Annotated in this window: 13 protein-coding genes; 2 read left to right on the plus strand and 11 right to left on the minus strand. The window is 63.5% G+C overall.

Features of this window, described 5'->3' with window-relative positions:
• Positions 1 to 198 precede the first annotated feature (198 nt).
• Complete coding sequence (locus ONB52_13115) at positions 199 to 1,062, plus strand: protein-disulfide reductase DsbD family protein (GenBank protein ID MDZ7417075.1); 864 nt, start codon at positions 199 to 201, stop codon at positions 1,060 to 1,062.
• Positions 1,063 to 1,243: 181 nt separating this feature from the next.
• Positions 1,244 to 1,849 (plus strand): thioredoxin family protein, encoded by a 606-nt coding sequence (locus ONB52_13120; GenBank protein MDZ7417076.1) that lies wholly within the window; start codon positions 1,244 to 1,246, stop codon positions 1,847 to 1,849.
• A gap of 632 nt (positions 1,850 to 2,481) precedes the next feature.
• Here ONB52_13120 and ONB52_13125 read toward each other — a convergent pair.
• The 11 genes from ONB52_13125 to amrB form a co-directional block, all read right to left on the minus strand.
• Complete coding sequence (locus tag ONB52_13125) at positions 2,482 to 2,943, minus strand: hypothetical protein (GenBank protein ID MDZ7417077.1); 462 nt, start codon at positions 2,941 to 2,943, stop codon at positions 2,482 to 2,484.
• A 14-nt stretch (positions 2,944 to 2,957) separates the two neighbouring features.
• A complete protein-coding gene (locus tag ONB52_13130; protein ID MDZ7417078.1) occupies positions 2,958 to 3,443 on the minus strand; it encodes a zf-HC2 domain-containing protein in 486 nt (161 codons plus the stop codon).
• Positions 3,430 to 4,056, minus strand: a complete 627-nt coding sequence (locus tag ONB52_13135; protein MDZ7417079.1) for an RNA polymerase sigma factor — start codon at positions 4,054 to 4,056, stop codon at positions 3,430 to 3,432. The genes ONB52_13130 and ONB52_13135 overlap by 14 nt, the downstream gene beginning before the upstream one ends.
• Before the next feature lie 183 nt (positions 4,057 to 4,239).
• Positions 4,240 to 4,806: a Spy/CpxP family protein refolding chaperone gene (locus ONB52_13140; GenBank protein MDZ7417080.1), complete on the minus strand. Its 567-nt coding sequence runs from the start codon at positions 4,804 to 4,806 to the stop codon at positions 4,240 to 4,242.
• Positions 4,807 to 4,974: 168 nt separating this feature from the next.
• Positions 4,975 to 5,775 carry a tryptophan synthase subunit alpha gene (trpA, locus tag ONB52_13145; GenBank protein ID MDZ7417081.1) on the minus strand — a complete coding sequence of 267 codons (801 nt, stop codon included), beginning with the start codon at positions 5,773 to 5,775 and terminating at the stop codon, positions 4,975 to 4,977.
• Positions 5,776 to 5,782: 7 nt separating this feature from the next.
• On the minus strand, positions 5,783 to 7,009 hold the full coding sequence (gene trpB / locus ONB52_13150; protein MDZ7417082.1) for a tryptophan synthase subunit beta: 1,227 nt from the start codon (positions 7,007 to 7,009) through the stop codon (positions 5,783 to 5,785).
• Between the two features lie 9 nt (positions 7,010 to 7,018).
• Positions 7,019 to 7,669 (minus strand): phosphoribosylanthranilate isomerase, encoded by a 651-nt coding sequence (locus ONB52_13155; GenBank protein MDZ7417083.1) that lies wholly within the window; start codon positions 7,667 to 7,669, stop codon positions 7,019 to 7,021.
• Positions 7,666 to 8,463: an indole-3-glycerol phosphate synthase TrpC gene (gene trpC / locus ONB52_13160; GenBank protein ID MDZ7417084.1), complete on the minus strand. Its 798-nt coding sequence runs from the start codon at positions 8,461 to 8,463 to the stop codon at positions 7,666 to 7,668. The genes ONB52_13155 and trpC overlap by 4 nt, the downstream gene beginning before the upstream one ends.
• 370 nt (positions 8,464 to 8,833) lie before the next feature.
• Positions 8,834 to 10,552, minus strand: a complete 1,719-nt coding sequence (locus tag ONB52_13165) for a bifunctional anthranilate synthase component II/anthranilate phosphoribosyltransferase (protein ID MDZ7417085.1) — start codon at positions 10,550 to 10,552, stop codon at positions 8,834 to 8,836.
• Positions 10,553 to 10,630: 78 nt separating this feature from the next.
• Positions 10,631 to 12,154, minus strand: a complete 1,524-nt coding sequence (gene trpE / locus ONB52_13170) for an anthranilate synthase component I (protein ID MDZ7417086.1) — start codon at positions 12,152 to 12,154, stop codon at positions 10,631 to 10,633.
• Between the two features lie 92 nt (positions 12,155 to 12,246).
• Positions 12,247 to 13,530, minus strand: coding sequence for an AmmeMemoRadiSam system protein B (amrB, locus tag ONB52_13175; protein MDZ7417087.1), 1,284 nt, complete (start codon positions 13,528 to 13,530; stop codon positions 12,247 to 12,249).
• Between the last annotated feature and the right edge of the window lie 10 nt (positions 13,531 to 13,540).

A 13,540-nucleotide genomic window follows, 5' to 3' on the forward strand; every position in this document is an offset into this window, starting at 1 on the left:
CCCGCGGAGGGAATCAATCTGGGTGTAAAATTCAGGTTGAACATTTCGCCATTGAACAGAATGGCCGATTCGCCGTCCTTTTCTGCGGCCGTGCAACGAATCCGGGCGGAACAAACCGTCCCGCGCGCCCGGCGGGGCGGCCGTCGCAATCCTTGCGCCCGGCGGTGATCACGCTGACTGCTTTCACGATGAGAACTCATGAGCAGACGAATCAACGGACTGATCAGGTGGTTGTGCATGCTGCCCGTTTTCACACTCGGCGCGCAAGTGGTGCGCACCGCGCATGCCGAAGCGGAGTTGATTTCAGAGGCCGCCTGGCTGACGCCCGGCCAGCCATTCTGGGTGGGATTGCGGTTGAAATTGGAAAAGGGGTGGCACACTTACTGGCTCAATCCCGGGGATGCAGGCCTGCCCGTCACCATCAAATGGGACTTGCCGGCGGGTTTCAGCGTGAGTGCAATACAGTGGCCCTACCCCGAGCGCATCGCGGATCCGCCGCTGGTTTCCTATGGCTATCATGGGGAGACGCTGCTGCTGGTGCAAGTACACCCGCCGGCGACGCTGTCCGGCAGCACGGTTGAGCTACAGGCGCGGGCAAACTGGCTGGTCTGCCGGGAACACTGCCTGCCGGAAGCGGCGCGCTTGCGCCTGCGCCTGCCGGTGAGGGAAAGCCGGCCGGCCGCCGCCACCCAATGGGCACCGCTCTTCGCGCGGACCCGCACCCAATTGCCGCTCACGGCCTCGGCCTGGCGGGTGGAAGCATTTCTGCGTGACACCACCACCCTGGTGCTGGTGCTTGCCCCACCGCCGAATTTCAGGGCAAAATTACAAACGCTGATTTTTTGTCCGGCCGAGGAAATGCTCATCGACAACGCCGTGGCCCCGCGTTTCACCGCGGCAGACGGCCGCTATCAACTCGAATTTCAGCTCGCCCCACTGCGGCCGGAGCCTCCGACCCGCATCGCCGGGGTGTTGATTTCGGACAGGGGCTGGCATGGAAACAACACGGAAAAGGCACTGTGGGTGGAGGTGCCGATTCAGGGAAGATCTGCCTCGCCATAACTCGCCATAAAGTTACCGCGCCGGCGCCGGGCGGTGTCATCCGCGGCAGCGCAGTCTCGGGTCGGCAATCGGATTTTGGGGGATGGGTTGGCACACCGTCGTGCCCGCGACGGTCGCCACAAACCCGCTTGTGTCAGGTGCTTCACTTCCAGATGCTTCACTTCAAGAGGAGATGAAACTCATGAAAATGTATGTTCCCTTCCTGCTGGCAATGCTGGCCCCGGCTCTGCCGGTGGCGTTTGCAGGCGACATTGCAATCGACAAGCCGGCGCCCAATTTCACGTTGAAAGATGTCGAAGGCAAATCGCATTCACTGGCGGATTTCAAGGGCAAGTTCGTGGTGTTGGAGTGGATCAATTTCGACTGCCCGTTTGTTGGCAAGCATTATCGCAGCGGAAACATGCAGAAGTTGCAGCAGACCTACCTGCAGAAGGGCGTGGTGTGGTTGTCGATTTGTTCTTCGGCGCCGGGCAAGCAGGGCCATTTCACCGCCGAGGGGATCAAGAAGCGACTGGCCGAGGCCAAGGCGACTCCGACGGCCTATTTGATCGATGAGGACGGCACCACCGGCAAGCTTTACGGCGCGAAGACCACGCCGCACATGTTCATCATCGATCCCAAGGGCACGCTGATCTATGCCGGCGGCATCGATGACATCCGCTCCACGGACATGGCGGATGTTGCGAAAGCCAAAAACTATGTCGCCGCGGCACTGGATGAAGCCCTGGCCGGCAAGCCGGTGACCCAAAAAGTCACCACCCCCTATGGCTGCTCGGTGAAGTATTGATTGCCGCCGCCTGCAGGCATTGCACGGCAGGGTTGCAACCAACACGGGCAGGGCGAGACATGACTCGTCCTGCCCGTGTTCATTTTGTGGCAGCGCTTTCCTCTGCGCAGCGCGGCAGCCGCCGCTGGCAATCACGGCAAAAACGGCGCATGCCGGCAGAATGCCGACACCCCCGGATGATGCGAACGGCGTACACCGCTCCCCGCTTCAGAATGCCACCGGCCAACGCCGTGGTTGCGAGCGACTGTGGCAACGCGGATGGTATGCAGAAGATCCGGCATCTTGAGAATTCAGTTCAGGTGAAACGAACAGGAAGGAGCCGCATTCACAAGGCCAGGGGACGGCGGGCACGGGAAGGCAATGGGAGAGGAAATGATGCCGGTTTGATAAAAAAGAAAATTTTGGCGACAGCGCTTCCGCCACCAACAAAGAGGCCGGATTCGTGGTCCGGCCCGCAAAAGCAACACGGCCCTTCGCGCCAGCCGTGCTGCCAACTGATGTCTGTTCAGCAAGTCAGAAACCGCCCGTGCGCCTGATTCCGCCACAGGCGCCAGTCGTATCAGGCTGGCGCCCGGGCATGCTGCAGCATCCGGGCCGTTGCCTTTTGCGCGAGAGCCGACTGCATCAACGGGTCACTCCGGCTCCATGGGCGGCAGAGCCGCCGGCCCTGGTGGCATGGCCGGCTCGCTGTCCGGCGGCGGCCAGTTGCGCTGGCGGGGTAACCGGCGGGGCGGCGGAGCGCCCATGCGCTGAAACTGTTCGCGTTGCTCCGGGGTCAGCACTTGTTCGATCTCGCTGCGCATTTGGCGCATCAATTTGTGCATCGGCGGCCGCACTTGCTGCAGATGCTCCTGGATCTGGCCCTGGTATTTCGCGAAGATGGCGGCGATCTGCTCGCGCTGCGCCGCACTGAGATTCATGCGCCGCTGCAGCTCCTGCAGGTTCGGAAACGCGTGCATCTCCGGACGCAGCCGCATCATGCCGGGGCCCACGGGTGGCGGCGGGCCGAACTGCCGCACCACGATGGCGCCGGTCAAAACACCGGCGGCAAAGGTCAAAACAAAGGCCGCAATCACCCAGAAATTCTGTTTCATGGCATCATCCGGCTTTATGGTTGCGGCTCATTCGCGCGCAACATCAATGCCAGCATTGCCTGCTGCATTTGTTCGTCGCTGGTGGCGGTAAACAGTACGGTTTCGGGCGCTTCGATCACGTCCTCCGTCAAGTTCATGCCGGAAGTGGCGGAGGTTTCACCGCGCATCAGCAGGAACAGCACCGCCAGCACCGCCACCGCCGGCGCCAACCAACGCACCAGGCGTTCACTGACAGGAATCCAGATGCTCGGCGGCACTGCCGGCTGGGTCAGGGCGCGGATGAGCTGCCTCTGCTGCGCCAGGGTCGGGTGGATGCTTTGATGGCCGGCCTGCATGGCCGCGAGCCATTGCTGCAGTTGTGTGGCACGCTCCCGGCACCGAGGGCAGGCGGTGAGATGCTCCTGCACGGCAAGCGCGGGCGCACCTTCCAACTCTGCGCGCTGCCAGGCCCACAGGGTGGCATCCTCGACATGGAGAGTTTGGGCTTCACTTGTTTGCATGGGAAGCCTCCTCGGCATAGGCTTTCATTTTCCGGCTCAGAATTTGGCGTGCTTCATAGAGCCGCGATTTCACCAATTTGACATCGATCCCGCTGATGCCGGCGATTTCCTCATACGTCAGGCCTTCGAGATCGCGCAGCACCACCAGCTCGCGATGTTTGGGTTTGAGCTGTTGAATCTCGTGATGCAGGTGCCGTTGCAACTCCTCCGCTTCGATTTGTTCGGAAAGGGGCGGCTCATCCTCGGTCAGCTTGTCCGTCACGGCGGCGGGCAGGGCCTGCAGCGAAAACCAGCGCTTGCGTTTGCGCCGGCGCAGCTCATCGCGGCAGTGATTGAGTGTGATTTCATAAATCCAGGTGAACAGGGCCGCCCGCCCCGCAAAGCGGTCGCAGCGTCGCAGAATTTTGATGAAAATATCCTGGACGACATCATCGACTTCACGGCTGCCCAGCAGGGACACACAAATGCGCAAGACCGCGGGCTGATACCGCTTGACCAACTCCGCCAATGCATCCGGCCGGCCAGCGCGGCAGCCGGCGAGCAACTCGGTTTCAGAAAGTGCCGCGGTCTCCCTGCCGGGGTGCGCATCGGGAGACGGGTTTGCCCGTTGCATATTTTTGCTGTGGCTCTCGCGCAAAAGCGTGTTCCTGCATTCTTCTGCCGTGACGGCAATCCTACCAGCCTGGCCCGAAAAAGCAGCAAGACACAGCATGGCCTCTTTTGCCCGGCACAGTGACCCGGGCCGGCACGGTCATGCGGTGTCTTGCCCGTATCCCTGTCTTAGAAAATGATGCTCTCAGTCTTCGAGGTCATTGAAATCTTCGTCCTCGAAATCCTCGAACCGCCACATGCCAGGGCGGCCGTGCGGCCCCCCCAGCCCCCTGCCCATGCCCGGGCCGTCATGCCGGCGGCCGAAGCCGGGGCCGAAAAAGCCGGGGCCAAGACCCAGAGGCCGCAATTCTTTCGCCTTCTTGCGCTGCTCCGGCGTCAGAACTTTTTGCACCTCCAGAAAAGTGGCAACATGACTGCGCATCGCCGCTTCACGCAGTTTGCCCAGCTCGGCAATCTTGGCATCGATTTGCTTTTGATCGGGGGAATCGGCCTGCATCAGCTCGTGCAGCTCGAGACGGGCCAGTTGCAGCTTGGCGCGCTGTTCGATGTTCTGCTTGTGCGCCGCCAGCCGGATCTGCCGGATTTTTTCCTGCTGCTCGCTGCTCAGGCCCAGCTCCTCGACGAGGCTTTTGCGTTCCTGCACGCGTTCGGGCCCGCCGCGCATGGCCATCCGCGGCTGTGCCTGCAGCAAGCCGGCACCCAGCACCATCACCGCCAGAGCGCCGGTTAAAAAGTGGGGAAAACGTTTCATGGTAATATCTCCTTGTTTGGGTGAATGCCCGCTTTCGCAAGCGGCTCGTCTCTTGGGTTTTGTCCTGTTTGACGCCTCCCCCTGCAAAAAGTTGGAAGCCGGAACGCCGGGGCAATGGCGGCTGCTCCGCCGGAAGGAGATTACAGTGACCATGGGGTATGCTGGCAGTCAGGCGTGGTCGAGGCCGGCACGCAGGGCGTGCACGAACGCGGCGATTTTCTGCCGGCCGGCGGGTTGCACGCCCTGCTTCTCGATTTCCTCGAGCAGGGCACTGCCGACGATCACACCGTCGCAATAAGAGGCCAGCAGCCGCGCATCCGCCGCGTTGGCAACGCCGAACCCGACCAGCACCGGATGGCGCAATTGCCGCCGCAGGCGCTGCAGAAATTCAATCGTTGAAGCGGCCACGGTGCGGCGCGCACCCGTGACGCCGGTGACCGACACGGCATAAACGAAGCTGGTGGTCAACTCGTCAACCAATTGCAACCGCGCCGGAGAGGTGTTGGGTGAAACCAGATAAATCAGACTGAGACCCGCCGCCTGCGCCGCCGCCTGCAGCGGCCGACTTTCCTCCGGCGGCAGATCCGGAATAATCAAACCCTGCACGCCCGCCTGCGCAGCCGCACGCACGAATTGCTCCGGCCCGAATTTGAAAATGGGATTGTAGTAGCCCATCAGCAGCAGCGGCGACCGCAGCCGCGGCGTGACTTCGGCGGTGAGCTGCAGAACCCTCCGCAGTGTCATGCCGTGGTGCAGCGCGATCTGCGAGCTGCGCTGAATCGTCGGCCCGTCAGCCAGTGGATCGGAAAAAGGCATGCCGAGTTCGATCAAATCCGCGCCGCTGTCATCCAGTAATTGCAGCAGCGGTACCGTGGCCGCGGCGGTGGGAAACCCCGCAGTCAGAAACAGCGAGAGCAGCTTGCGGCTGCGTGCCGGGCCATGGGCGAAATATTCCTGCAATTTCAGCATTTTTTTCTCACGGGTGTGGTGCCCGGGCTGCGGTGAGCGCCGCCTGCACGGTTTCCACGTCCTTGTCGCCGCGGCCGGACAAGCATACAACGACGGCCGCATTTTGTTCGAGGCGGCCGCGCAAGCGCGGTAAATAAGCGAGCGCATGCGCGCTTTCCAGTGCCGGCACAATGCCCTCGAGTTGCGCCAGGTTGGTGAAGGCAGCCAGGGCCTCGGCATCAGTGGCGGCAACATATTCCACGCGGCCGACATCCCGCAGAAAGGCATGCTCCGGGCCCACGCCGGGATAATCCAGGCCGGCGGAGATGGAGTGCGCCTCCTGCACCTGGCCGTCCTCATCCTGCAGCAAATAACTCATCGCACCGTGCAACACGCCCACGCTGCCCCGGCTCAGGGTGGCGGCATGCCGTGCCGAGTTCACTCCCTCGCCCGCCGCTTCGACGCCAACCAGGCGCACCGCTGTCTCTTCCAAAAATGGATGAAACATGCCGATGGCATTGCTGCCCCCGCCGACACAGGCGATGATCACCGCCGGCAGACGGCCGCAGTGGGCGAGCATCTGCCAGCGTGTCTCGCGCCCGATGATGCTCTGGAAATCGCGCACCATCCTGGGATAGGGATGCGGCCCGACCACCGAGCCGATCAAATAGAACGTGTCCACAACATTGGTGACCCAATCGCGAATGGTTTCATTGATGGCGTCCTTGAGGGTGCGGCTGCCGCCCGTCACCGGCACGACTTCGGCGCCCAGCAGCCGCATGCGAAACACGTTCAGCCGCTGGCGCTGCATATCGATTTCACCCATGTAGATGCGGCAAGCGAGACCGTAGCGGGCGCAGACGGTGGCGGTGGCCACGCCATGCTGGCCGGCGCCGGTCTCGGCGATGATGCGGCGTTTGCCCATGCGCCGCGCCAGCAGGATCTGGCCGAGGGCATTGTTGATCTTGTGCGCGCCGGTGTGGGTCAAATCTTCACGTTTGAGATAAACTTGTGCGCCGGTTTGCGCGGAAAGCCGGGGTGCAAAAGTCAAGGGCGTGGGCCGGCCGGCGTATTCCTGCAGCGCGGCTGCCAGTTCCTGCTGGAAGGCCGCATCTGCTTTCGCCTGCTCATAAGCCTGCTCCAGCTCGGCGAGCGCCGGCATCAGGATTTCGGGCACAAAGCGGCCGCCGTAACTGCGGTCCGAGCCGGGCACATTGAATTTGCCCCGGGCATCAGGGTGGTTGGTAAAATTCATTGCGATGGATCAAGCCTCCCGGGAAAAGATATTGCGCCACGGCTGCTGCGCCGCCGCAAGCGCATGCACCGCCGCGAAAAACTCGCGCAGCTTGTGATGATCCTTGCGGCCGGGACTGCTCTCCACCGAGCTGGAAAGATCGAGAGCATCGGGCCGGGCAACGGCCAGCGCGCCGGCGAGATTGCCGGCGGAGATGCCGCCTGCCAGAATCACCGGCGCGTGTGTGCGCGCCTGTTCGCACAGCGTCCAATCCGCCAGCCGGCCGGTGCCGCCGAATTGTGTGGCGGTTTGGCTGTCGATCAAAAAGGCCGCCGGCCGAAAACCCGCGCAGTCCTCCAGCTCACCGCGAGTGCGAATGGCTTTGATCACCGGCAGCGGCACTTGCCGGCAAAACGCGATACTCTCCCGGCCGTGAAGCTGCACGTGGGTCAAACCCGCAGCCGTGGCGCATTCCACCACCGTTGGCAGATCAGGATTGACGAACACGCCGACGCGCGCCACCGCCGGCGGCAGCAGCCGGCAAATTGCCGCAACGGTCTCCCGCGCAACCCAGCGTGGACTGTGCGGGTGAAAAATGAAGCCCAGCGCGGCAGCACCCAATTCTGCGGCCAGCAGGGCATCTTCCGGCCGGGTGAGGCCGCAAATCTTGACCGGTATCATCGCCGCGGCACTCCGGTGAAGGCAGACAGCGCGCGGCCGGGATCAGGCTGGCGCATGAGGTGGCTGCCGATCAAAATTGCGTCGATGCCGGCGGCTGCCAGACGTTCGACTTCCCGGCGCGAGGAGATGCCGGATTCCGCCACGCGCACGCACGCGGATGGCAGCGCGGCCGCCAGCCGTTCTGCCGTGGCAAGATTCACCGCAAACGTGTGCAAGTCACGATTGTTGATGCCGATGATGCCGGCGCCGGCGGCGAGCGCGGCCTGGATTTCGCGCTCGTCATGCACTTCGACCAGCGCGGCCATGCCCCAGGTTTGCGCGGTGGTCAGCAGCTCATGCAGTTGTTCGGCGGAGAGAAGGGCGGCAATGAGCAGCACCGCGTCCGCCCCAAAGGCGCGCGCTTCCACGATCTGATAAGAATCGATGAGGAAATCTTTGCGCAAAATGGGCAGGCTGGTTGCCGCGGCCGCTTGTTCCAAGTAGGCAAGGTGGCCTTGAAAATAAGTTGCGTCGGTCAACACCGACAGCGCGGCAGCGCCATGTGCGGCATAACTGCGTGCCAGTTGCGTCACGTCGAAATCGGCGCGCAGCACGCCGGCCGAGGGCGAAGCTTTCTTGAGTTCGGCGATGACCGCGACGTTTGGACCGCTGGCAAGGGCGCGCCTGAAATCCCGCGGCGCGGCCTGTGCCCGGGCGATCGTCTCCAGCGCGGCCAGCGGGGTGCGTTGTTGCGCCGCACGGATTTCGGCCTGCTTGTGCGCCACGATGCGGCTGAGAAACGATTGCTCCGGCATGCTTTGCTGCGATTGGTCAGTGAGCCAGGAATGGTAACTGATCTGTCCGAGAACTTTCCCACCCCGGCTGAGCCGGGATGTCCAAAACTGCGGGACGCGGGAAAAATTCGGGGCATTCGAGGCAACGGCCAAGCCGTTGCAGAAACACTTTGTCAAAGGTCAGTGCTTGCGGGCGGACATCAACTATTGTTTTTCGACGACCGTCCAACTGACAGTTCAGTCACGGCTGGGCCGGGGCCGGCAAAAGTCTTCGTGTGAAACTGCATACTCCGATCGGCCGGCTGCCGGGCAAGCCGTGCTATGCAGGACACGGCAAGTGCATGGTTCAGGCGCCTGTACGTAACCGCAATCCTGTCACGATGTGACTGCGTTAGTTTCCCCCACCGAGCTGCCGGCTGAGTGTGCGCAAGGCTTCGAGTTTTGCCAGGGCCGCGCCGGAGTCCAGGCTGCGGCGGGCAAGGGCCACGCCTTCGCCGGGATTTTCCGCCACACCGGCAACCCAGAAACCACATGCGGCATTGGCCAGCACCACGTCGCGCGCGGCACCGGTTTCACCCTGCAGCACGCGCAAGGCGATCGCGGCATTTTCCGCGGCATTGCCACCCTGCAGGCTCTCGAAATACAACTGCGTGAAGCCGAAGTCCGCCGGCGTCAGGGTCAGCGGCGTGAGCTGCCCGTTTTCGACTTTGATGGCGGCGGTGGGGCCGTGGATCGAAACCTCATCGAGACCATCCGCGCTGTGCACCACCAGCGCGAACTCGGTCTCGAGCTGCACCAGCACGTCGGCCATCAGCCGCAGCAGCCGGCGGTCGAACACGCCCAGCACCTGGCGCCGCACGCCGGCGGGATTGGTGAGCGGTCCCAGCAGATTGAACACGGTGCGCGTGGCCAGCTCCCGCCGCGGCCCCGCCGCGTGTTTGGTGGCTTGATGCAACACCGGCGCGAACAAAAACGCAATGCCGATTTCATCCAAACACCGGCTCATTTGCGCTGCAGTCAGATTGATATTGACGCCCAGCGCTTCCAACACGTCGGCGCTGCCGGTTTTGCTGGACACCGAGCGGTTGCCGTGTTTGGCAACCGTCACGCCGCCGCCCGCCACCACGAAGGAGGCCACCGTCGAGATGTTGAACGTGCCTTTGCCATCGCCGCCTGTGCCGCACAAATCGATGGGATTGCGCCGCGTCGTGCGCACCGGCGCCGCCTTGTCGCGCATGGCCTGGGCAAAGCCGGCGACTTCCTGCGGCCGTTCACCTTTCATGCGCAGCGCCACCAGCAGCGCGGCAATCTGCGCGGGCGTGGCGGTGCCACTCATGATCTCACTCATCACGCCATAAGCCTGCTGGCGGTCGAGATCCCCCTGCTCGATCACCTGCGCGATGGCGTGTTGAATGGCGGAGGTGCCCGTTGCCGCCGGCCGCGCCGCGGAGGCGGGCGGTGGCGGGGCCGGTGCTTGCCCCGCCGCCACGCCACCCGATGATGGGGAAAGCGAAGGCGCCGGTGTGCGTTGTGCCGTGCCTGTGGCGCACATTTGCAGGAAATTTGCGAGAATGGCCTTGCCGGCGGGCGTCATGATCGATTCGGGATGAAATTGCACGCCCTCCACGATGAACTCGCGGTGACGCACGCCCATGATCAAACCGCGCTCGCTGCGTGCGGTGACCTCCAGGCAGGCCGGCAGCGAAGCTTCTTCAATCAGCAGCGAGTGATAGCGCGTGGCGGGGAAGGGATTTTCCACGCCGACAAACAGGCCGTTGCCGTCATGATGAATGAGCGAGACTTTGCCGTGCATCAGCTCGGGCGCAGCCACCACCGCGCCGCCCAGCGCCGCGGCGATGGCTTGATGTCCCAGACAAACCCCGAGCAGGGGAATCTGGCCGGCGAATTCCCTGATCACGGGAATCGTGATGCCGGCCTCCTCCGGCCGGCCGGGGCCGGGTGAAATCACGATGCCGGCCGGCCGCAGCGCGGCGATTTGCGCGGGCGTAATGGCATCGTTGCGAAACACGCGCAGCGCCGCGCCCAGTTCGCCGAGATATTGCACAAGATTGTAGGTGAAAGAGTCGAAGTTGTCGATCATCAGAATCATGACTGCCACCTCCGCGCCACGCCGGGAAGAGCCCGGCCAGTCCTTCCGCCGGCCCGCTGCCGGCGATCCGTCCCTGCCTTACAAGCCGCGATCGGCCACATCGATGGCATTCCACACGGCACGCGATTTTTCGATGGTCTCCTGATATTCGCGGCCGGGGTCGGAATCCGCCACGATGCCGGCGCCCGCCTGAAAGAAAGCCTGCCGGCCCTGCGTCCAAATCGTGCGAATGGTGATGCAGGTATCGAGATTGCCGTGGACATCGAGATAGCCCACGGCGCCGGCATAAGGCCCGCGGGCTTCCGGTTCCAGCGCCGCGATGATTTCCATGGCGCGGATTTTGGGCGCGCCGCTCACCGTGCCCGCGGGAAAGCAGGCGCGCAGCGCATCGATCGCATCCACCCCCGGCCGCAACCGGCCGCGCACGCTGGAGACCAGGTGCATGACATGGGAGTAGCGTTCCACCGTCATCAGCTCGGGCACTTCGATGCTGGCGTAGTCACACACGCGGCCGAGATCGTTGCGGCTCAAATCCACCAGCATGAGATGCTCGGCGCGCTCCTTGGCATCGGCGCGCAGTTCCTCCTCCAAACGCTGGTCTTCCGCGTCATCGAGGCCGCGGCGGCGTGTGCCGGCGATCGGCCGCATCTCCGCCATCCCCTCCTCCACCCGCAACAGCGCCTCCGGTGAGGAGCCCAGCAGGGTGTTTTGATCATGCTGCAGGAAGAAGAGATAGGGAGAGGGATTGCTTTGCCGCAGGGCGCGGTAGAGTTGAAACGGCGGCACCGTCAGCGGGCAGGAGAACCGCTGGGAGAGCACCACTTGAAAGATGTCACCCGCCGCGATGTGTTCCCTGGCCCGGGCCACGGCGGCACAAAAAGCGGCGGCAGTGAAATTGGCCTGTGGCTCGGGCCGCTGCCGCGGCGCGGCGGGCGCTGCCGGCGGTGGCAGGGGCGCATGGAGCCGCTGGCGCAACTCGTCGAGACGCTCGACGGCCTCTTCATAGCGCCGCCGCAAATTCAACTCCCCTTCGGCCAGCAGCACGTGGGTGATCAACAGCATTTCCTGGCGCACGTGATCGAAGGCGAGGATCGTGTCATAGAAGCCGAATTCCGCGTCGGGAAAATGCGGTGTGGTCTGTGCCGCGGGCAGCCGCTCCAAATCGTGCACGGTCTCATAACCGAAAAAGCCCACAAAACCGCCGGTGAAGCGGGGCAGACCCGGCACGCGCACCGGCCGCAAGCGTTGCCGGGCGGTCTGCAAATAAGTGAAAATATCCTGCCCTGCCGCGGCGGAGGCGAAGCCGGCATGGCGGTCGGACAATGGTTCCAGTTGCAGCGAGCGCCGCGCCGGCCGGCCCGCGGCGCAATGATAGCGCACCAGGAAAGCCGGGGCAATGCCGAGAAAGGAATAACGCGCCATTTTCTCGCCGCCGCTGATGCTTTCCAGCAAAAAGCCGTAGCGCTGCTGCACGCTGAGGCGCAGAAAGGCGGAAACCGGCGTGAAGGTGTCCGCCAGCATGCTCAGGCTGACCGGCACGAGATTTCCCTGGCGGGCGTGGCGGGTGAAAGCTTCGAAGGTGGAAAAGTCGTTGGGCTTCATGCCATGATTATCGGACGACGACACGCGGCAGGCGCGCGAACCGAACGGGCCGGCGCGCGCGGCCGTTGTGCAGTGATCGGAGGAAAAAAATGTCAGCCGCGGCCATAGAGTGCGGCGCTGGCATAGCTGACCACGGATTTGCGATCGTCCACGATGCCCTGCTCATACTGCAAAAGCTTGCCGTATTGCGCCACACCGCTGGCCAGCAGCGTGTGCAGCGGTGCGAAACCGCAGACGCGGTAGCGATCCTGCATGCGCGCGTTGGCCTGCACGAACTGCACGGCATCACCGGCTTCGAGGGCGTGAATGAGCTGACGGTCGGCGGTTTCTACGTTCTGCAGCAAGTCCCGATCGGGCGTGTGGCGGTCGCCATAGCGCGGCCCGACGTGGGACAAATCGACGCTGGCAATGCAGCACACCCGGCGGCCGCGCCGGGATTCCAGCTCGCAGGTTTGGCGCAAAGCCCTGACGAAGGCCTGAATGATGTCGCGCTCGTGACGGAAACGGTCATCGCTCAGCATCAGGTAGGCATAGGAGCACAAAATCGGCACGATGGTGAAGTGCCGGCGGCCGCCGAACAGATGCTGGAGAAAGACCGCTTGAAATTCGATGGTGTGTTCCGTCCGGTGCGGCAGCGGCTCGCTGAACAGATCGAAAGGATGGCGGCGCGCCAACTCGGCGATGAAGTGTTCATCATGCCGCACCAGCCCGAGCGGCGTCTCGAAATCCTTCGGCAGGCAGGAGAAACAATGCAGCAGGCCGCTGTGGCCGGTGCCGAGGATGACATAGACATCGGCCGGCGCACTCTCCGCCAGCGCGCGATAGGTGTAGGTGTAGCACCGGCCGCCGACGCGCAGATCGATGTGGGGCGCGACCGCGCCGCTGACAAACGGCCCGCCACTGTTGCCCCGGTCTGCCGGCAGCCCCGCACCGTTCGCGTAGAAGCTGTCCAACTGGCGCCGCAGCTCGCCGGGCTCGGCGGGATAGCTCGCGCCGGCATGCACCGCGGGTCGCGCGGGCAGCGCCAGCATCTCCTGCTCCAGCCGACGCTTGTGGGCGTGAAAGGTTTCGCTCTCCAGGAAATAGTTGCGATCCAACTGCGCCACCAGCGCCTGCAGTTGCTGCTCGGGTAGAAACACGCCGAATTGGCGAAAGTATTCCGTGCGCATGTCGAGCAGCGAATGCCGGCCGTCAAAAAACTGCAGCAGGAACAGCGTTTCCCGCGACACGACAAACATGTGTTCGGCGAGACCGGAGGGATCACGCAGGGCGAAACGCTCGCCATTTTCCGTTTCCAGCGGCAGCGCTTCGACAAAGCGCAGCCTGGGTTTGAGGTTGGTCTTTTGCTCGTGGGATGAGGTTTGCGGATCAGGCATCGGCTCGTCT

The sequence above is a fragment of the candidate division KSB1 bacterium genome (genome assembly GCA_034506255.1).
Lineage (GTDB): Bacteria > Zhuqueibacterota > Zhuqueibacteria > Zhuqueibacterales > Zhuqueibacteraceae > Coneutiohabitans > Coneutiohabitans thermophilus.